This window comes from Streptomyces sp. NPDC055749 (assembly GCF_053617235.1).
This window is the reverse complement of the sequence record NZ_JBSHFH010000002.1, coordinates 17,864-34,936: the sequence shown is the minus strand read 5'-3', so window position 1 is coordinate 34,936 and position 17,073 is coordinate 17,864. Positions and strand designations below refer to the sequence as shown.

The 17,073-nt window shown below is 68.0% G+C and carries 20 protein-coding genes and 1 pseudogene; 8 read left to right on the top strand and 13 right to left on the bottom strand.

Annotated elements, in window-relative coordinates:
• Nucleotides 1-54: 54 nt before the first annotated feature.
• The gene (locus ACWGO0_RS01915) at nucleotides 55-513 is read left to right on the top strand and encodes a MarR family winged helix-turn-helix transcriptional regulator (protein WP_453526501.1); all 459 of its coding nucleotides are present in this window, start codon (nucleotides 55-57) and stop codon (nucleotides 511-513) included.
• Nucleotides 514-541: 28 nt separating this feature from the next.
• A complete protein-coding gene (locus ACWGO0_RS01910) occupies nucleotides 542-994 on the top strand; it encodes a GNAT family N-acetyltransferase (RefSeq protein WP_453526498.1) in 453 nt (150 codons plus the stop codon).
• 82 nt (nucleotides 995-1,076) lie between these two features.
• Here the strand turns inward: ACWGO0_RS01910 and ACWGO0_RS01905 are convergent, their stop codons facing one another.
• Both ACWGO0_RS01905 and ACWGO0_RS01900 read right to left on the bottom strand, forming a co-directional pair.
• Nucleotides 1,077-2,459, bottom strand: a complete 1,383-nt coding sequence (locus tag ACWGO0_RS01905) for a serine hydrolase domain-containing protein (protein WP_453526495.1) — start codon at nucleotides 2,457-2,459, stop codon at nucleotides 1,077-1,079.
• Nucleotides 2,460-2,558: 99 nt separating this feature from the next.
• Nucleotides 2,559-3,143 (bottom strand): dihydrofolate reductase family protein, encoded by a 585-nt coding sequence (locus tag ACWGO0_RS01900; protein WP_453527007.1) that lies wholly within the window; start codon nucleotides 3,141-3,143, stop codon nucleotides 2,559-2,561.
• Nucleotides 3,144-3,307: 164 nt separating this feature from the next.
• Here ACWGO0_RS01900 and ACWGO0_RS01895 point away from each other — a divergent pair, with 164 nt between their 5' ends.
• Together ACWGO0_RS01895 and ACWGO0_RS01890 are read left to right on the top strand one after the other, a co-directional pair.
• Nucleotides 3,308-3,880, top strand: a complete 573-nt coding sequence (locus ACWGO0_RS01895; protein ID WP_453526493.1) for a TetR/AcrR family transcriptional regulator — start codon at nucleotides 3,308-3,310, stop codon at nucleotides 3,878-3,880.
• Between the two features lie 106 nt (nucleotides 3,881-3,986).
• A complete protein-coding gene (locus ACWGO0_RS01890; RefSeq protein ID WP_453526490.1) occupies nucleotides 3,987-4,334 on the top strand; it encodes a DoxX family protein in 348 nt (115 codons plus the stop codon).
• Between the two features lie 15 nt (nucleotides 4,335-4,349).
• Here the strand turns inward: ACWGO0_RS01890 and ACWGO0_RS01885 are convergent, their stop codons facing one another.
• The 6 genes and pseudogenes from ACWGO0_RS01885 to dnaB all read right to left on the bottom strand — a co-directional run bounded on the left by ACWGO0_RS01885 (nucleotide 4,350) and on the right by dnaB (nucleotide 8,790).
• Nucleotides 4,350-4,949 carry a BLIP family beta-lactamase inhibitor gene (locus tag ACWGO0_RS01885; RefSeq protein WP_453526487.1) on the bottom strand — a complete coding sequence of 200 codons (600 nt, stop codon included), beginning with the start codon at nucleotides 4,947-4,949 and terminating at the stop codon, nucleotides 4,350-4,352.
• A gap of 141 nt (nucleotides 4,950-5,090) precedes the next feature.
• Nucleotides 5,091-5,546 (bottom strand): pyridoxamine 5'-phosphate oxidase family protein, encoded by a 456-nt coding sequence (locus ACWGO0_RS01880; RefSeq protein WP_453526484.1) that lies wholly within the window; start codon nucleotides 5,544-5,546, stop codon nucleotides 5,091-5,093.
• Nucleotides 5,547-5,628: 82 nt separating this feature from the next.
• Entirely contained in the window at nucleotides 5,629-6,255 is a 627-nt protein-coding gene (locus tag ACWGO0_RS01875; RefSeq protein ID WP_453526481.1) for a glyoxalase, read from the bottom strand.
• A 65-nt stretch (nucleotides 6,256-6,320) separates the two neighbouring features.
• Nucleotides 6,321-6,587 (bottom strand): annotated as a pseudogene (locus ACWGO0_RS01870) (helix-turn-helix domain-containing protein); the annotation flags it as partial.
• A gap of 134 nt (nucleotides 6,588-6,721) precedes the next feature.
• Nucleotides 6,722-7,132, bottom strand: a complete 411-nt coding sequence (locus ACWGO0_RS01865; RefSeq protein ID WP_453526478.1) for a VOC family protein — start codon at nucleotides 7,130-7,132, stop codon at nucleotides 6,722-6,724.
• Between the two features lie 182 nt (nucleotides 7,133-7,314).
• Complete coding sequence (gene dnaB / locus ACWGO0_RS01860; protein ID WP_453526475.1) at nucleotides 7,315-8,790, bottom strand: replicative DNA helicase; 1,476 nt, start codon at nucleotides 8,788-8,790, stop codon at nucleotides 7,315-7,317.
• A 459-nt stretch (nucleotides 8,791-9,249) separates the two neighbouring features.
• Here dnaB and ACWGO0_RS01855 point away from each other — a divergent pair, with 459 nt between their 5' ends.
• Complete coding sequence (locus ACWGO0_RS01855) at nucleotides 9,250-10,587, top strand: MATE family efflux transporter (RefSeq protein ID WP_453526472.1); 1,338 nt, start codon at nucleotides 9,250-9,252, stop codon at nucleotides 10,585-10,587.
• Nucleotides 10,588-10,730: 143 nt separating this feature from the next.
• Here the strand turns inward: ACWGO0_RS01855 and rplI are convergent, their stop codons facing one another.
• The 4 genes from rplI to rpsF all read right to left on the bottom strand — a co-directional run bounded on the left by rplI (nucleotide 10,731) and on the right by rpsF (nucleotide 12,476).
• A complete protein-coding gene (gene rplI, locus ACWGO0_RS01850) occupies nucleotides 10,731-11,177 on the bottom strand; it encodes a 50S ribosomal protein L9 (protein WP_018553905.1) in 447 nt (148 codons plus the stop codon).
• An 18-nt stretch (nucleotides 11,178-11,195) separates the two neighbouring features.
• Nucleotides 11,196-11,432, bottom strand: a complete 237-nt coding sequence (gene rpsR / locus ACWGO0_RS01845) for a 30S ribosomal protein S18 (RefSeq protein WP_003967857.1) — start codon at nucleotides 11,430-11,432, stop codon at nucleotides 11,196-11,198.
• 43 nt (nucleotides 11,433-11,475) lie between these two features.
• Nucleotides 11,476-12,111 carry a single-stranded DNA-binding protein gene (locus ACWGO0_RS01840; protein ID WP_453526468.1) on the bottom strand — a complete coding sequence of 212 codons (636 nt, stop codon included), beginning with the start codon at nucleotides 12,109-12,111 and terminating at the stop codon, nucleotides 11,476-11,478.
• 74 nt (nucleotides 12,112-12,185) lie between these two features.
• The gene (gene rpsF, locus ACWGO0_RS01835) at nucleotides 12,186-12,476 is read right to left on the bottom strand and encodes a 30S ribosomal protein S6 (protein WP_006604399.1); all 291 of its coding nucleotides are present in this window, start codon (nucleotides 12,474-12,476) and stop codon (nucleotides 12,186-12,188) included.
• Between the two features lie 281 nt (nucleotides 12,477-12,757).
• On the opposite strand from rpsF, the gene ACWGO0_RS01830 reads away from it, so the two are divergent.
• The 3 genes from ACWGO0_RS01830 (at nucleotide 12,758) to ACWGO0_RS01820 (ending at nucleotide 15,435) form a co-directional block, all read left to right on the top strand.
• A complete protein-coding gene (locus ACWGO0_RS01830) occupies nucleotides 12,758-13,072 on the top strand; it encodes a hypothetical protein (protein ID WP_453526463.1) in 315 nt (104 codons plus the stop codon).
• 130 nt (nucleotides 13,073-13,202) lie between these two features.
• Nucleotides 13,203-14,321, top strand: coding sequence for a lipid II:glycine glycyltransferase FemX (locus tag ACWGO0_RS01825; RefSeq protein WP_453526460.1), 1,119 nt, complete (start codon nucleotides 13,203-13,205; stop codon nucleotides 14,319-14,321).
• A gap of 82 nt (nucleotides 14,322-14,403) precedes the next feature.
• The gene (locus ACWGO0_RS01820) at nucleotides 14,404-15,435 is read left to right on the top strand and encodes an alanine racemase (protein ID WP_453526457.1); all 1,032 of its coding nucleotides are present in this window, start codon (nucleotides 14,404-14,406) and stop codon (nucleotides 15,433-15,435) included.
• Between the two features lie 75 nt (nucleotides 15,436-15,510).
• On the opposite strand, the gene ACWGO0_RS01815 is transcribed toward ACWGO0_RS01820, so the two are convergent.
• Nucleotides 15,511-17,022, bottom strand: a complete 1,512-nt coding sequence (locus tag ACWGO0_RS01815; RefSeq protein WP_453526454.1) for a glycosyltransferase family 87 protein — start codon at nucleotides 17,020-17,022, stop codon at nucleotides 15,511-15,513.
• Between the last annotated feature and the right edge of the window lie 51 nt (nucleotides 17,023-17,073).

Genomic DNA, 17,073 nt, shown 5'->3' with positions numbered 1-17,073 from the left:
TATTGCACGTGTGCCCTATCCTGGAGGCACAAGGCTCCACACGGAGGAGAGACCATGACAGCGACAGACCCCGCCCTGACCGCGCTCTCCCAGGGCTGGTGCGCGCTCTCCCTGCTCCACGGGAAGATCGAGTCCCATATCGAGCGGGCCCTGCAGGCGGGCCACGACCTCAGCGTGCGGGAGTATTCGCTGCTCGACGTCCTGAGCAGGCAGCACAGCGGCCCTGGCGGTCATCTCCAGATGAAGCAGGTCGCCGACGCCGTCGTGCTGAGCCAGAGCGCCACCACCCGGCTGGTCACCAGGCTCGAGGACCGCGGACTGCTGACCCGGTACCTCTGCGATACCGACCGGCGCGGCATCTACACCGACGTCACCGAGAGCGGACTGACCCTGCTCGCCGAGGCCCGGCCGACCAATGACACGGCGCTGCGTGCCGCCCTCGACGAAGCCGCGCTCAACCCCGAGCTGGCCCCGCTCGTCACCGCGGTGGAAGAGCTGAAGGTTCCCGCGTAGTCCGTGCGGGCTGCGTATTCTGCCGAATATGAACGATCTTGCAATACGTCCTGCCGCGCTCTCCGACCTTCCCGCCGTCGTGGCCATGCTGGCCGACGACCCGCTCGGCGCGCAGCGCGAGTCGCCGGACGACCTCACCCCGTACAACACCGCGTTCCAGCGGCTCGCCGACGACCCGAACCAGCACCTCGTCGTCGCGGTGCGCGAGGAACGGGTCGTCGGAACACTTCAGCTGTCGATCATTCCCGGCCTGTCCCGGCGCGGCTCGACGCGCTCGATCATCGAGGGCGTCCGCATTCATGCCGACGAGCGCGGCAGTGGACTCGGCACCCAGCTGATCCAGTGGGCCGTGGACGAATCCCGGCGCCAGGAGTGCCAGTTGGTCCAGCTGACGTCCGATGCCACCCGTACCGACGCGCGACGCTTCTACGAGCGCCTCGGATTCACCGCCAGCCACGTCGGGTTCAAGCTCACCCTCTGAGCCCGGCTCCCGCACGTGCGGGAGAACCGAAGCGGGACCAGGGTGTTTCACGTGAAACGAACCGGTGAGCTCCGGGGACGACTCAGATGGCCAGCCCCCGCCAGCCCTCCGCGTCCACGCCACCGGGGACGGCCGCCCCCGGGTCGTACGGCTCACGGGTGAAGACGAACGAACCCAGGTCGAGATGGTCCACGGCGCCGTCGCCGGTCCGCACCACGCTGAGCGTCTCCCCCGCGTAGTACCCGTCGAGGCCCGTCCACGTACCGTCCGGCCGGGCCCGGAAGCGGGCACTGCGACCGCCGTCGCGCAAGGGAAGAAGCTCCACGTCCCGGTCTGCGGCCAGCTTCAGGACGTAGCAGTGGGTGCCCCAGTACCAGGGGCCCGTCAGCGCCAGGAGTTCCCTGTCGACCTCGGGCAGCGGGCGCCACGGCGCCGGGATACGAGGCTCCGCGTCGGCGACGATCCGGACGAGGTCGGCTGCGACCGTGGCGGTGGGCGGCCCGGATGTGGCGTTGGTGAGCGCGACGGCGGCAAGGCCGTCCTCCACGCTGAACCACAGCGCGGCCAGGAATCCGGGCAGCGAACCCGTGTGACCGACGAGGGTCCGGCCGTCCCTGCGCACGACCTGGAGACCGAGGCCGTAGGCGCCGTCCCAGTCCCCTGCCGGGGGCGACGCCGACGGCACCCGCATCTCCCGCACGGACGCCGCGCCGAGGACCTTCTCGTCCCCCTCGGCGAGGAACGCCGCGAAGCGGAGGAGGTCGGCGGCTGTCGACCAGAGCTGACCGGCCGGCGCCATCAGGCCGAGATCCTCGGACGGTTCGGGAAGCATGACATCCGCCCAGGGGTGCACGGCCCAGCCGCCCGCGTGCGGAGCCACCGGCTGCGCGGTCGTCCGGTGCATCCCCAGCGGCTCCAGGATCTCCCGGCGCAGCACCTCCTCCCAGGAGGCCCCTCGCAGCGCCTCGACGAGCGCGCCGAGCAGGGTGTAGCCGGGGTTGGAGTAGTGGTGGTTCCGGCCTGCCGGCTGTGTCCGCGGCCGGTCACCGAGGACGTCGGCAAGCCCGGGACGGATGGACCCGGGCGTCCGCTCCCACCAGGGCGCGGGCGACTCGGCGCCCAGGCCCGCGCTGTGGCCGAGCAGTTGGAAGACGGTCACGTCGCCCACCCCGGTACCGGGCAGGTGCTTCTCCAGCGCATCGTCGAGATCGAGCAGACCCTCGTCGCGGAGCCGGAGCACCAGTACGGCGGTGAACGTCTTGGTGATGGAGCCGATCCTGAACTGCGTGTCCGTGTCGGGGGCATGGCCCTCGACGCAGGTGCGCGAGCCGTTCCAGACGGTCTGCCCCTCCCGCTGCACCGCGGCGACGAACGAGGGCGTACGGCCTTCGGACTGAGCGGTGGCGATGCGGTGCAGCAAGGCACGTCGCGTACTGGGGAGCAGCTCTTCAATGGGGGAGATCATGGTCAAGGACTACCCGGGCGACAGCCGTCTGGCGAGCCGTTTTCGCGGGGCGCTGAAGTGGCGCCCCGCCCGGGTCCGTACGGACCACCGGTCAGCGGATCAGCGCTTGCGGCCGTACGTCCTGACCAGCGCCCCGTTCTCGAAGGTACGCACGCCGTCGAGGGTGAACTCGGTGGGCCGGAAGTCCGAACCGAACATCGGCATGCCGGAGCCGTACACCAGCGGATAGGTCTTGATCACGAGCTCGTCGATCTCGTCGATCAGCTCTCCCGCGAGCTGGGAGCCACCGCACAGCCAGATCCCCAGGTCGCCACTCTCCGCCTTGAGTTCCCGGACGCGGCCGACCAGGTCCTCCGAGATCAGCTCCACGTTCGCGTCCGGCGATTCCTTCAGCGTGCGGGAGGCGACGAACTCGCGGAGCTGGGCGTAAGGACTGGTGATGCCGGCGTCCAGCGCCAGCTGATAGCTGGTGCGCCCCTGGACCACGGTGTCGAACCGCTGGTTCTTCGCGTCATGGAACCCCAGAGCCTCCCGGCCCGCGACCGAAACGGTCTCCGGATACTCCGCCTTGAGGAATCCGAGGAACTCCTCACTGACGAAGGGGTACATCGATGTTGCGTCGCCACTCGGGTCCCCGATGAAACCGTCGATCGAGCAGGCGATGAAGTAGGTGAGCTTGCGCATGTGGTCCCCGTTCCACGTGGGCCATGTGGCCATGTGGCCACTGAGCATGTCCGCGATCGCGGCGCCATTTTCCCCGGCGCCACAACCACGTCATCTATAGTGCTTCACATGTAGTGGTTACGCAAGCCTCTTTTTCGGAGGGGCGAACCGACAGGAGATGACCCATGGCCAGGAATCCGGAACGCCGGACAGCGCTCACCGACGCCGCCATCGAAGTGCTGGCGGACGAAGGGGCCCGCGGACTCACCTTCCGCGCCGTGGACGCCCGGGCAGGTGTACCGGTGGGCACGTCGTCCAACTACTTCGCCAGCCGGGACGACCTGTTCATGCAGGCCGGCGCCCGTATCAACAGCCGCATGACGCCGGACCCGGCCACGGTCGAAGAGGCGCTGCGCCCCGCACCCTCACGAGAACTGGTCACGTCCCTGATGCGATGGCTGGTCCAGCGCATGACGGACGACCGCACCGGCTATCTGGCCATGCTCGAACTGCGCCTGGAGGCCACCCGCCGGCCTGCCCTGCGCGTCCAGCTGACACAGACGGTGCGCGCCGAGTTCGACGCGGGCGCCGACTTCCACCGGAACGCGGGCCTGCCGGGCGACCACGACACGTTCCTCGTGCTCTACCTGGCCATGACCGGCGTACTCGTGGAGCACTTCACGCTGCCCGGGGTGCTGTCCGACACCGAGCTCGACGACCTGGTGGAGACCGTGGTCACGCAGATCGTGCCCCGCTGACACATTGCTGCCGGTCACCTGTCACATTCCCGTGTCGCGCCGGGTCATAGCAGTGACGGACTCGAACCGGCCGGAACACCCGGCCTCCCCGATGGGAGCACTCCTGATGTCAACCGCATACGTCGTCGTCACTGTCCTGGCCGCCGCGATGGCCGGCTTCTCGGCCGTCTCGGTCCTCGCCCGCGCCAAGTGGGTCGTGGAGCCGCTGGCCGACTACGGCGTCCCCCGGTCGTGGTGGGTCTGGCTCGGTGCGGCAAAGGCGGCAGGGGCGGTGGGCCTCCTCGCCGGCCTGCTCGTACCGGTCATCGGCCTCCTGGCCGGTATCGGCCTGGTGCTGTACTTCACGGGCGCCGTCATCACCGTGATCCGGGCCCGCTCGTACGCCCACGTCCCCTTCCCCCTGGTGTACATGGCCCCGGTGGTCGGCGCCCTCGCCCTGGGCTTCGCCGCCTGAGCGGCGCCACAGCCCTCAGCGGACGCTGTCGCGGGACCAGTAGGTCTTGTCCGTCAGCCGGCCGTCCGTGAAGTAGAACTTGATCTCCGGGTAGGACTCATCGACGGTTCCGTCGCACTTGATCAGGGTCTTCCACCCGCTGGTGGACGGGTAGTTGGGGTGCTCGACCGACATGTCCGTGCATGAGGTGCCGTCGACGACGGCGTTGACGTCGGCCAGCAGGTCGCCCACGGCGAACGTCTCGTACTGGGCCTTGGTCATCGTTCGGGGCAGGTCGTAGGTGTACCAGCCGTAGGCGAAGGAGAAGCCCTTCTCCTTCTTGTACAGCCGGTCACTGTCGTTGAAGGTGAACGTCGCCGTCTGGTCGACGAACTGGTTCGCTGTCCAGCACATGAGGCCCTCCGCGGTGCCGGAGCAGCTGGGATCGGTCCCGATCAAGTCCTCGACCTGCTGCTGGGTCATGCCGATGGAGACGGCGTCGTACTTGGTGTCGGTGAGGTAGTTGTCGTTCGGTGCGGGCTTGGCCGGTGAGGACTTGGCCGTTGAGGTCGCTGCGGCGGATACCACCAGGGTGGCGGCGAGGACGGCAGTGGTGGCGAGACAGCGGAAACGCATGGGCATTCTCCTGTCGGAAAGGCACGGTCCTCGGAATCAGGGAGTATCGGCCCCGGCGAGGGGGAACGTCACGACATCACTGGTCATTCATCCTCGGAGCCGGGCCTCTCACCGGTCTCTCTGCGCGGTATCCGCCGGCAGTCAGCCCAGCCAGCGGCCGTCGCGCATGAGATCGCGACCCCGCAGCTCGTTCGCCTCACGCCAGGCCTGGATGCGCCTCGGCCGAACCCGGAAGTACTGGTACTGGTCCTCGAGTGCGCCCGGGTCGAAACCGGTCTTGGCCGCGAACGCCTCGCGCGCCCCGGGGCCGAGGGCCGCGATGTCCACCGGCTCGGCGTCACCGTCGACCATGACGACGTCGCGCGTCGGCCCGAGGCCGAGCCGCACCCGGCCGTCCGCGAGCAGGCTGCGGCCGGTGACCGAGGCGAGGGGCGTCGAGATGAGGAACACGGTCCCGTCCCAGAGGTACGAGAGCGGGACGAGGTGGACTCCGCCCTCGGAGCCCGACGTCGCGACCCAGAGATCGATATCGCTCTCCAGTCGCGCGCGGGTGTCCCGCAGCCGCTCCTCGAGTTCACGCGGCGGCGCCTTCGTCATGCTTACTCCAGTCACTTCGTGGAGAGCCCTTGCTACGGGGTACAGGGCTCCGTCGGTGGTCAGGGCAGACAGCAGGGACGCATCAGGCGGTGCGCGCCGACGATACGGCCTCCCACGCGAACCCGTCCGGGTCGGTGAAGGGGCCGGCACCGCCGCCGATCATGAGCCGGTGCGATCCGGTGCCGTCGGGAGAGACACCGGCGTCCTTGGCAAGCGCACGGCGCCTGTACAGCGCCAGCTTGACGGGGCTCGACCCGGCAGCGAACTCGACGTACACGCGGCCGAAGCTCTTCGCCACGGCAAGACCCTGGCCGACGTAGAACCGCTTGCTCGCGATCACGTCCGCCACCCCCAGCAGGAGCACGATCTCGTCGATCTTCCGGGTGGCGGGGCCGGTGTCCTTCTTCGCGGAGGTCGCGACCTTCCAGATCGTCCCGTCCGGCGCCTGCACGACACCGCCGTAGCCCCAGAGCGACTTCGATGCGGGCTTCAGCGTGGTGGCTCCGGCGGCGACAGCGGCATCGACCAGGCTGTCGACGGTGGACGGCTGGGACACCGTGAGCGACAGCGTGAACCCGCGGAAGCCGGTGGTGGGTGCCTCGGATGCCCGCAGACGGATCTGCGTGTCCAGCCCGAAGGCGGTGGTGTAGAAGTCGGTGGCGGCCGTGGGGTCGGCCACGTCGAGGGTGACGGATGCGATGGTTTCCATGACCATCACGCTAGTTGCGGCTCGACGGCCGGCGCTTCTCGATTCCTGACCGGTTCTGTGGCCCCGGTGACGTCGAGGTCGCCGCTGCGCAGCAGCGCCGCCGCGCGCTCGACGCGGCGCGTCAACAGGTACGCGTACGGCGACTCGCCGTACGCCAGCCGGAACTGACGGCTGAGGTCCCCGGCGGACATGTTCACGCCGTGAGCGAGCGCCTCGACGTTCAGCGGCTGCGCGTACTCCCGGTCGATCCTGTCCCGTACACGACGCATTCGCGCGAGGTCGCTCAGACGCTGAGCCTCGGCGCGTGCGCGTCCCCACGAGGGGTGACACATGAGAGAACTCCCTTTCTCCAAGTGGATGGTGGGGTGCTCATGGCAACGACCGGCCCGTCGGAGTGGACGAGCCGGTCGAGCAGCCGGAGCAACCGCTCAAGGCGGCGGGGCGGTGCGGTGCGGTGGAGGCGGGCTCAGCGAACTTCCTGGATGCGGATCAGGTTGCCCGCGGGATCGCGGAAGGCGCAGTCGCGGATGCCGTACGGCTGCTCGGTCGGCTCCTGAACGACCTCGGCATCGGCGCCCTGCACCTTGTCGAACGTGCCGTCGAGGTCCGGGGTGGCGAGCAGGATCCAGCCGTAGGTGCCCTTGGCCATCATCTCGGCGATGGTGCGGCGCTCGTCGTCGGTGATTCCGGGGTCGACGGCCGGCGGCGCCAGGAGGATCGACGTGCTGGGCTGACCGACGGGACCGACCGTGATCCAGCGCATCTTGCCCTGTCCGACGTCGTTGCGGACCTCGAAACCGAGGACGTCGCGGTAGAAGGCCACGGACGCGTCCGGGTCGTCGTGCGGGAGGAAACTGGTGTGAATGGTGATGTCCATGACGATCATGCTAGGCGCGGTCCCGCACCGGCGCTTCTCGATTCCTGACCGATCGGGTCCCCTGTTTCCGCCCCACGAAGCACCCGCGGTCGCACGCCACGGTCAGACCGAAGAGGGCCTGCCACCAAGCTGGTTGACCAATCAACCGGCCGCCCGGGGGCTTGGCCTTCCAGCCGGCCGGCTCAGGTCTGGGCCATGTCCACGAAGCGTGAGTAGTGGCCCTGGAAGGCCACCGTGATCGTCGCCGTCGGACCGTTACGGTGCTTGGCCACGATCAGGTCCGCCTCGCCCGCACGCGGGGACTCCTTCTCGTACGCGTCCTCACGGTGCAGCAGGATCACCATGTCGGCATCCTGCTCGATGGAGCCGGATTCACGCAGGTCGGAGACCATCGGCTTCTTGTCCGTACGCTGCTCGGGGCCACGGTTCAGCTGGGAGAGCGCGATCACCGGAAGCTCCAGCTCCTTGGCGAGCAGCTTGAGGTTTCGGGACATGTCCGAGACCTCCTGCTGACGGCTCTCGGCCCGCTTGGAACCACCCGACTGCATCAGCTGCAGATAGTCGATGACCACGAGCTTGAGGTCGTTGCGCTGTTTGAGGCGCCGGCACTTCGCCCGGATCTCCATCATGGAGAGGTTCGGCGAGTCGTCGATGTAGAGCGGGGCGGCCGAGACGTCCGGCATCCGGCGGGCCAGGCGCGTCCAGTCCTCGTCCGTCATCGTGCCGGAGCGCATGTGGTGCAGCGCGACCCGGGCCTCGGCCGACAGGAGTCGCATCGCGATCTCGTTGCGGCCCATTTCCAGGGAGAAGATCACGCTCGGCAGGTTGCTCTTGATCGAGCACGCCCGCGCGAAGTCCAGGGCGAGCGTGGACTTACCCATGGCGGGGCGGGCCGCGATGACGATCATCTGGCCGGGGTGCAGGCCGTTCGTGAGGGCGTCGAGGTCGGTGAAGCCGGTCGGTACACCGGTCATCTCCCCGCTTCGCGAGCCGATCGCCTCGATCTCGTCGAGAGCGCCCTCCATGATGTCGCCGAGCGGCAGATAGTCCTCGCTGGTGCGCTGCTCGGTGACGGCGTAGATCTCGGCCTGGGCGGAGTTGACGATCTCGTCGACATCTCCGTCGGCCGCGTATCCCATCTGCGTGATCTTGGTGCCGGCCTCGACGAGGCGTCGCAGTACGGCCCGCTCGTGGACGATCTCCGCGTAGTACGAGGCATTCGCCGCGGTCGGCACGGACTGGACGAGGGTGTGCAGATACGGGGCTCCGCCGACCTTGGTGATCTCGCCGCGCTTGACCAGCTCGGCCGCCACGGTGATCGGGTCGGCCGGCTCGCCCTTGGCGTAGAGGTCGAGGATCGCCGTGTAGACGGTCTCGTGGGCCGGGCGGTAGAAGTCGTGGCCCTTGATGATCTCCACGACGTCGGCGATGGCGTCCTTGGACAGCAGCATGCCGCCCAGCACCGACTGCTCGGCGTCGAGATCCTGCGGAGGCACACGCTCGAAGCCGGGCGAGCCACCGTCCCAGCTGTCCTCGCGCCCCCGGTCGTGCTGTTCGTCGCGTCCCTTGCCGTCACCTCGGCGCTTACGGGAAACGGGCAGACGGTCACTGGGACCGGTGTCGGCCCAGGGGTCGTCCAAAGGCTCGGGGATACTCACCCGGCCACCTCCTCCCGTCCGCTTCGCGGACCTAGCCGTGCCACTCTTTCTTACGGCACGGCACCGACAAACAAGACGCCCGACTCCGGTTCCGGCGCGAAGAGTTCTGCGGGGTTCCAAGGCCATAACGGAGTGCGGGCGCCGGACCACGGTAGGCCGCTCCGCACCGTCAGCCAATCTGGTTATCCACAGGGCATGTGGACGACGGGCCAGATGCTGTGGAGAACTCCTCGGATCCTGTGCACGGAGCGGGGGACAGCACTGTGGACAAACTCATACCTCCACCCGGACCAGCGCCCTGACCTGGGGTTTCTCCATCCACCGGCTGTGGGGGAGAAATTCTTTTGCCCTCAGATCAAGATCACGGCAAACGGTGCACAGCAGAACTCCGGACGGTGACCAAAGTAAGGAGTGCAATGGCATTGCATCTCTTACCTGTGGAAGATTAGATTGGCCCTCATGACCAAGGCCCCCGCGACGCCCTCGATCAGCCGCCGACGGCACGACCGCGAGATCATCGCCCTCGCCGTTCCCGCCTTCGGCGCACTCGTCGCCGAGCCTCTTTTCGTGATGGTCGACAGCGCGATCGTCGGCCATCTCGGAACGCCCCAGCTGGCCGGTCTGGGGGTAGCCGCAGCCTTGCTCATGACGGCCGTGAGCGTCTTCGTCTTCCTTGCCTACGCGACCACGGCGGCAGTAGCCCGCCGGGTCGGCGCGGGAGATCTGCCGTCCGCGATCCGGCAGGGCATGGACGGAATCTGGCTGGCGCTGCTGCTGGGCGCCGCGGTCGTCGCCGTAACCCTCCCCTCGGCCCCCTGGCTCGTCGATGTGTTCGGCGCCTCCGATACCGCGGCCCCTTACGCGACCACGTATCTGCGGATCTCCAGCCTCGGGATCCCCGCCATGCTCGTCGTCCTCGCGGCGACCGGTGTACTGCGCGGTCTCCAGGACACGAGGACGCCGCTCTATGTCGCCATCGGCGGCTTCGCCGCCAACGGCGTTCTCAACGTCGTGCTCGTCTACGGCGCAGGCTTCGGCATCGCCGGATCCGCCTGGGGCACCGTGATCGCCCAGGTCGGCATGGCCGCCGCTTATCTCGTCGTGGTCGTCCGAGGTGCCAGACGCCACGGGGCTTCCCTGCGACCCGATGCCGCCGGCATCAGAGCCAGCGCACAAGCAGGTGTACCCCTGCTGGTCCGTACGCTGTCGCTGCGCGCCGTCCTGATGATCGCCACCGCTGTGGCGGCCCGCCTCGGCGACGTGGACATCGCCGCCCACCAGATCATCCTGTCGCTGTGGAGCCTCACAGCCTTCGCCCTAGACGCCATCGCCATCGCCGGACAGGCCATCATCGGCCGCTATCTCGGCGCGAACGACGCCAAGGGCGCACGCGAGGCATGCCGCCGCATGGTCCAGTGGGGAATCATGTCCGGCGTGGTGCTGGGCGTGCTGATCGTGCTGGCGCGTCCCCTGTTCATCCCGCTCTTCACCAGCGACCAGTCCGTGCAGGACACACTGCTCCCCGCTCTGCTGGTGGTGGCGCTCTCGCAACCGATCGCCGGCGTGGTCTTCGTCCTGGACGGGGTCCTGATGGGAGCCGGGGACGGCCGCTATCTCGCCTGGGCGATGCTGCTCACTCTGGCGGTCTTCGCCCCGGTCGCCCTTCTGGTCCCCGCGTTCGGCGGTGGCCTCACCGCCCTCTGGTGGGCGATGACCTTGATGATGACGGTCCGGCTGGTGACGCTCTGGCTGCGCGCCCGCTCGGGACGGTGGATCGTCACCGGCGCCACGCGCTGACCAAGGGCCGATGAGGCCTGTTTCACGTGAAACAGGCCCCACGCGAGACGTTCCGACCTGTTCCGATCCGACCCGATCCGAGGAACGACGAAGGGCCGCACCCAGGGGTGCGGCCCTTCACCTAGCTCTGCTGAGCTGTGCCCTTAGGCAGCAACGACCTCGATGCCGAGCTTCGCAGCGACCTCGGGGTGCAGACGCACGGACACCTGGTGTCCGCCGAGCGTCTTGATCGCCGAGCCGAGCTCAACGCGACGCTTGTCGACGTCCGGACCACCGGCAGCCTTGATCGCCGAGGCGATGTCGGCCGGGGTGACGGAGCCGAAGAGACGGCCGGCGTCGCCGGAGCGAACAGCCAGACGAACCTTGACGGCCTCGAGCTTGGCCTTGATCTCGTTGGCCTGCTCGATCGTCGCGATCTCGTGGATCTTGCGGGCGCGGCGGATCTGCGCCACGTCCTTCTCGCCACCCTTGGTCCAGCGGATGGCAAAGCCACGCGGAACCAGGTAGTTACGGGCGTACCCGTCCTTGACGTCAACGACGTCGCCTGCAGCACCGAGGCCGGAGACCTCGTGGGTGAGGATGATCTTCATGATTCGGTCACCCTCCCCTTATCGCGCGGTGGACGTGTAGGGCAGCAGCGCCATCTCACGGCTGTTCTTGACTGCCGTGGCGACGTCACGCTGGTGCTGCGTGCAGTTGCCGGTAACGCGGCGGGCACGGATCTTGCCACGGTCGGAAATGAACTTCCGCAGCATGTTCGTGTCCTTGTAGTCCACGTACTGGGTCTTGTCCTTGCAGAACGCGCAGACCTTCTTCTTAGGCTTGCGCACAGGCGGCTTCGCCATGGTGTTTCTCCTGTGTGATCAAGAAGTGGGGGTACGAGCTGCCCTAGAAGGGCGGCTCGTCCGAGTAGCCGCCGCCAGAGCCGGAACCAGCAGATCCACCGGAGCCGCCGGAGCTTCCGCCCCAGCTGCCTCCGCCGCCCTGCTGACCCCCGCCTTGCTGGCCGCCTGCCGGCGCGCCGGTGGCCCACGGGTCGTCGGCGGGAGCACCGCCGCCGCCCTGCTGGCCGCCGGCACCGGGACCGCCGCCCCAGTTGCCGCCGCCCTGCTGGCCACCGCCGTATCCACCCTGGCCGCCCTGGCCCTGGCCACCGCGACCCGTGGTCTTGGTGACCTTGGCCGTGGCGCTCTTCAGGCTGGGGCCGACTTCCTCGACGTCCAGCTCGTAGACCGTGCGCTTGACGCCCTCACGGTCTTCGTAGGACCGCTGCTTCAGCCGGCCCTGCACGACGACGCGCATGCCTCGCTGGAGCGACTCCGCGACGTTCTCCGCCGCCTGACGCCAGACCGAGCAGGTGAGGAACAGGCCCTCACCGTCCTTCCACTCATTGGTCTGACGGTCGAAGATGCGGGGAGTGGACGCGACACGGAACTTCGCGACCGCCGCACCGGACGGGGTGAAGCGCAGCTCGGGGTCGTCGACGAGATTGCCGACGACCGTGATGACGGTCTCGCCTGCCATGGGTGAACCTCTCGGCGGGGATTGCTTCTGGCTGCTTGCTGCTACTCGAACCCGATGACCGCTGAGCTAGAAGCTCAGTGGGTCTCGGGGCGGAGGACCTTGGTCCGGAGGACCGACTCGTTCAGGTTCATCTGTCGGTCGAGCTCCTTGACGACTGCGGGCTCTGCCTGCAGGTCGATGACCGAGTAGATGCCCTCAGGCTTCTTCTTGATCTCGTAAGAGAGACGACGACGGCCCCAGGTGTCGACCTTCTCAACCTTTCCGTTGCCCTCACGGACAACGGAGAGGAAGTTCTCGATCAACGGGGAGACTGCGCGCTCCTCGAGATCGGGGTCGAGGATGACCATCACCTCGTAGTGACGCATGTGGAACCCACCTCCTTTGGACTCAGCGGCCACGGTCGTTCCGTGGCAGGAGGGTCGTGATGCGTTGAGCACTTGTGTCTCCGAGTAAAACAGCCGCCACTGACAACGCCCTCACATGGAGAGGGTGCCGCCTAGCCGGCTCAGGGCAGACACAGGTGCAGACCGTCCAGACTACCCGCAGAGGGGCTTCCGGTTGAAATCCGGTGCTCAGAGGACGCAATCTGTACACATCGGGTGTGAGCGGCGCTACAGTGCGCCGCCTTCAGGCCGGGAGGTTCTCCATGGCACACGCAGTGCGACCCCGTTCTTCCGTCTCCCTCTTCGCCACGGACGGCAAGGCTCATCCACTCCAGGACGGCCTGATGGCGGTGACCCTGGTGCTGGGTGCCGTCGCCTTCGTGACGGCGATGTTCCACAACCTGCACCTGATCAGCTCGTGGGCCGGACTGATCGGAATCCTTACGGGTGCCTACGGGCAGTACGTCTCGGTGACCACACGCGAGAGGTTCCCGCTGATCGTCGGACTCGGCGCATCGGCCATCGGGTTCTTCCTCGGTATGGCTCACGGCGGCCTCTTCGGCGGCGTGATCGGCTGAGAGCTCTCTCACCCGGGTGCCGAGCCCGGTCCCGTAGTGCCAGACGGGGCGCTCCTCGGTCACAGTAGGCTTCGGCGCGAGAGCCGGAGCCCCTGACCGATGGGGACACACCTGCCGAGGAGCGCCCCGCATGAGCCTGACCCTGAGGACCATCAGCCGAGAACAGCATCTGGCGTACATCCAGAGCCTGCCCTCGGCCAGTCACTGCCAGGTCCCGGCGTGGGCTGACGTGAAGACCGAATGGCGCTCGGAGAACCTGGGATGGTTCGACAAGAGCGGCGAGATGGTCGGCGCCGGCTTGGTCCTGTACCGCCAACTGCCCAAGATCAAGCGGTATCTCGCATACCTCCCCGAGGGCCCGGTCATCAACTGGTACGCCCCGAACCTGGACGACTGGCTCCAGCCGATGCTTGCCCACCTCAAGCAGCAGGGCGCCTTCTCCGTGAAGATGGGCCCGCCCGTCGTCATCAGGCGCTGGGACTCGGCCGCGATCAAGTCCGGTATCCAGGACCCCGACGTGAAGCGTCTGCGCGATGTCGAGGCCACTCACATCGAGCCCCGCGCCTTCGAGGTCTCGGACAGGCTGCGCAAGATGGGCTGGCAGCAGGGCGAGGACGGCGGCGCCGGCTTCGGTGACGTACAGCCCCGCTATGTCTTCCAGGTGCCGCTGGCCAACCGCTCCCTCGAAGACGTCCTCAAGGGCTTCAACCAGCTGTGGCGCCGCAACATCAAGAAGGCCGACAAGGCCGGTGTCGAGGTCGTCCAGGGCAGCTACGAGGACCTTGCCGAATGGCAGCGGCTGTACGAGATCACCGCCGTGCGCGACCGCTTCCGGCCGCGCCCCCTCTCCTACTTCCAGCGCATGTGGAAGGTCCTCAACTCCGAGGACCCCAACCGCATGCGGCTGTACTTCGCGCGGCACAACGGGGTGAACCTCTCCGCGGCGACGATGCTCGTCGTCGGCGGGCACGTCTGGTACTCGTACGGAGCGTCCGACAACATCGGGCGTGAGGTCCGGCCCTCGAACGCGATGCAGTGGCGCATGCTCCGCGACTCGTACGCGATGGGTGCGACGGTCTACGACCTGCGCGGCATCAGCGACTCGCTGGACGAGACCGATCATCTCTTCGGCCTGATCCAGTTCAAGGTCGGCACCGGCGGGGAAGCCGTCGAGTACGTAGGCGAGTGGGACTTCCCGCTCAACAAGCTGCTGCACAAGGCACTCGACATCTACATGTCGCGCCGCTGACGTCTTTCGCTTCAATGGATGCTTCAGCACGTTCCGCATACCTCTGATACACCGCAGCCACAAGAAAGGTTCCGGGCCGGCCATGGCGCTCTCCCTCTACGTAGACACCGCGCGCTGGCGGGCGCACCAGAAGTCCGTGCTCGACCAGTTCCCCGGCCTCGTACCGGTCTGCAAGGGCAACGGTTACGGCTTCGGCCACGAGCGGCTCGCCGACGAGGCGATCCGGTTCGGCTCCGACACCCTCGCCGTCGGAACCACCTACGAGGCAGCTCGTATCAAGGACTGGTTCAGCGGCGACCTGCTCGTCCTCACTCCCTTCCGGCGGGGTGAGGAGCCGGTGCCGCTGCCCGACCGCGTCATCCGTTCGGTCTCCTCCGTGGACGGTGTTCACGCCCTCGTGGGTGCGCGGGTCGTCATCGAGTGCATGAGCTCGATGAAGCGCCACGGTGTGAAGGAGGAGGAGCTGGGGCAGCTGCACGCCGCCATCGAGGACGTACGGCTCGAAGGCTTCGCCCTGCATCTTCCGCTGGACCGCACCGACGGCTCGGACGCGGTCGAGGAGGTCATCGGCTGGATGGACCGGCTGCGCGCGGCCCGGCTGCCGCTGCACACCATGTTCGTCAGCCATCTGCGGTCCGAGGAACTGGCGCGGCTGCAGCAGCAGTTCCCGCAGACCCGTTTCCGCGCCCGCATCGGTACGCGGCTCTGGCTCGGCGATCACGAGGCGACGGAATACCGGGGCGCCGTCCTCGATGTCACGCCCGTCGTCAAGGGTGACCGTTTCGGCTACCGCCAGCAGAAGGCGGCGTCCGACGGCTGGCTGGTCGTCGTGGCCGGCGGTACGTCCCACGGCGTCGGCCTGGAGGCTCCCAAGGCCCTGCACGGCGTGATGCCGCGGGCCAAGGGAGTCGCCCGCGCCGGCCTGGCCACGGTCAACCGGAACCTTTCACCGTTCGTCTGGGCGGGCAAGCAGCGCTGGTTCGCGGAGCCTCCGCACATGCAGGTGTCGATCCTGTTCGTGCCGTCGGACGCCCAGGAGCCGAAGGTCGGCGACGAACTGGTGGCCCATCTGCGCCACACGACCACCCAGTTCGACCGCCTCGTCGACCGGTGACCTGAGACCCTCCGACGTGCGGGACCCGGTGCTCTGAGAGACCCGGCCGCCCCGAGAGGACCGGCCCGCCGCGCCTCAGTCGGCGGCCGGTCCTCGTGCGACACCCCACTCCACACGCGGCCCCTCGACCGCGTGCGCCGCGTGCCGTGCCTGGTGCGGCGCCTCTCCGAGTACGAACACGTCCGGCGCGTTGTCGATCACGCCGCCCGACGGATCGTCGGACCCGTCACGTCGTACCGGGTCGCGTTCGGGCATGAGGATGTCCCGGACGACGACGGCGCAGATGTACAGCGTCCCCAGCAGATGCAGGACGATCGCGATCTGATAGCCCTCCTCGGGCAGCCCCTGGTGCTTGTCGCCGCTCGTCGTGTACGCGAGGTACAGCCAGATCCCCAGGAAGTACATGCACTCGCACGCCTGCCAGATGAGGAAGTCACGCCAGCGCGGCCTGGCCAGCGCGACGAGCGGAATGAGCCAGAGCACGTACTGGGGCGAATACACCTTGTTGGTCAGGACGAAGGCCGCGACCAGTAGAAGCGCGAGCTGTGCGAAACGCGGCCTGCGGGGGGCGGCCAGAGCCAGCCCCGCCAGCGCCAGGACCGCCACCACCATCAGCAGCGTCGACCCCATGTTCACCGTGTCGACGTCGATGGCGAGGCCCGTGCGCTGGGTGATGATCAGCCAGAAGGAACCGAAGTCGAGCGGCCGTTCCCGGTTGAAGGTGTAGAACTTCTTCCAGCCTTCGGGGGCGAACACCATCACGGGCAGATTGACCAGCAGCCAGGCGGCTCCCGCGCCCAGCACCGCATGGAAGAACGCTTTCCACTTCGCGGCCCGCCAGCACAGCAGCAGGACCGGCCAGAGCAGCAGCGCGGGGTAGAACTTGGCGGCCGTCGCCAGGCCGATGAGGATGCCGAACGCGAGGGCGCGCCCCCTGGACCACATGAGCATCGCCGCGGCCGTCAGGGCGACGGCCAGCAGGTCCCAGTTGATCGTGGCGGTGAGTGCCAGGGCGGGCGCCAGGGCGACCAGCAGGCCGTCCCAGGGGCGGCGCCGGTGCGTACGGGCGACGCACACCGCGGTGATGACGGCGCAGACCATCAGCATGCCCGCGTTGACCATCCAGTACATCTGCTCGCGCTGCTGCACGGGGTCGCTGTCGGGCGTCAGCGTCAGCCATGACGCGACCTGCATGAACAGGCCGGTCAGGACCGGGTACTCGAGGTACTGCATGTCACCGGTGAGCCGGTCGAAGTACGGCACGAGCCCTTCGGCGAAGCCGCGTCCGATGTACAGATGCGGAATGTCGGAGTAGCAGGCGTGCGTGTACTGCGAGGTGGTGCCCCTGAACCAGGCCCATTCGTAGCAGGGGATCTTCTGCACCATGCCGAGCGCGAACATGCCGATCGCGACCAGCGCGATGACCCGTACGGGAGTCAGCGGGCTCTTGCCGAGCAGCGCCCAGCGGCCCACTCGCCCGCCGATCAGCTCGCTGCCGGCCGCGGCGATCTCGTCCTCGTGCGTGGGCCGTACGACGGGCCGTTCCGGATGCACGCTCGTGTCTTCTGCGCTTGGCATGCCGCACATCCTGCCGTACGGGGCTGTGCGCGAGGCGTGGCCCGCCCCGGGACACGGCGA

Excerpts from the sequence above, each read along its gene's own strand:
- ACWGO0_RS01915 (WP_453526501.1), top strand. The coding sequence starts at position 55 with ATGACAGCGACAGACCCCGCCCTGACCGCGCTCTCCCAGGGCTGGTGC.
- ACWGO0_RS01910 (WP_453526498.1), top strand. The coding sequence starts at position 542 with ATGAACGATCTTGCAATACGTCCTGCCGCGCTCTCCGACCTTCCCGCC.
- ACWGO0_RS01905 (WP_453526495.1), bottom strand. The coding sequence starts at position 2,459 with ATGATCTCCCCCATTGAAGAGCTGCTCCCCAGTACGCGACGTGCCTTG.
- ACWGO0_RS01900 (WP_453527007.1), bottom strand. The coding sequence starts at position 3,143 with ATGCGCAAGCTCACCTACTTCATCGCCTGCTCGATCGACGGTTTCATC.
- ACWGO0_RS01895 (WP_453526493.1), top strand. The coding sequence starts at position 3,308 with ATGGCCAGGAATCCGGAACGCCGGACAGCGCTCACCGACGCCGCCATC.
- ACWGO0_RS01890 (WP_453526490.1), top strand. The coding sequence starts at position 3,987 with ATGTCAACCGCATACGTCGTCGTCACTGTCCTGGCCGCCGCGATGGCC.
- ACWGO0_RS01885 (WP_453526487.1), bottom strand. The coding sequence starts at position 4,949 with ATGCGTTTCCGCTGTCTCGCCACCACTGCCGTCCTCGCCGCCACCCTG.
- ACWGO0_RS01880 (WP_453526484.1), bottom strand. The coding sequence starts at position 5,546 with ATGACGAAGGCGCCGCCGCGTGAACTCGAGGAGCGGCTGCGGGACACC.
- ACWGO0_RS01875 (WP_453526481.1), bottom strand. The coding sequence starts at position 6,255 with ATGGAAACCATCGCATCCGTCACCCTCGACGTGGCCGACCCCACGGCC.
- ACWGO0_RS01865 (WP_453526478.1), bottom strand. The coding sequence starts at position 7,132 with ATGGACATCACCATTCACACCAGTTTCCTCCCGCACGACGACCCGGAC.
- ACWGO0_RS01855 (WP_453526472.1), top strand. The coding sequence starts at position 9,250 with ATGACCAAGGCCCCCGCGACGCCCTCGATCAGCCGCCGACGGCACGAC.
- rplI (WP_018553905.1), bottom strand. The coding sequence starts at position 11,177 with ATGAAGATCATCCTCACCCACGAGGTCTCCGGCCTCGGTGCTGCAGGC.
- rpsR (WP_003967857.1), bottom strand. The coding sequence starts at position 11,432 with ATGGCGAAGCCGCCTGTGCGCAAGCCTAAGAAGAAGGTCTGCGCGTTC.
- ACWGO0_RS01840 (WP_453526468.1), bottom strand. The coding sequence starts at position 12,111 with ATGGCAGGCGAGACCGTCATCACGGTCGTCGGCAATCTCGTCGACGAC.
- rpsF (WP_006604399.1), bottom strand. The coding sequence starts at position 12,476 with ATGCGTCACTACGAGGTGATGGTCATCCTCGACCCCGATCTCGAGGAG.
- ACWGO0_RS01830 (WP_453526463.1), top strand. The coding sequence starts at position 12,758 with ATGGCACACGCAGTGCGACCCCGTTCTTCCGTCTCCCTCTTCGCCACG.
- ACWGO0_RS01825 (WP_453526460.1), top strand. The coding sequence starts at position 13,203 with ATGAGCCTGACCCTGAGGACCATCAGCCGAGAACAGCATCTGGCGTAC.
- ACWGO0_RS01820 (WP_453526457.1), top strand. The coding sequence starts at position 14,404 with ATGGCGCTCTCCCTCTACGTAGACACCGCGCGCTGGCGGGCGCACCAG.
- ACWGO0_RS01815 (WP_453526454.1), bottom strand. The coding sequence starts at position 17,022 with ATGTGCGGCATGCCAAGCGCAGAAGACACGAGCGTGCATCCGGAACGG.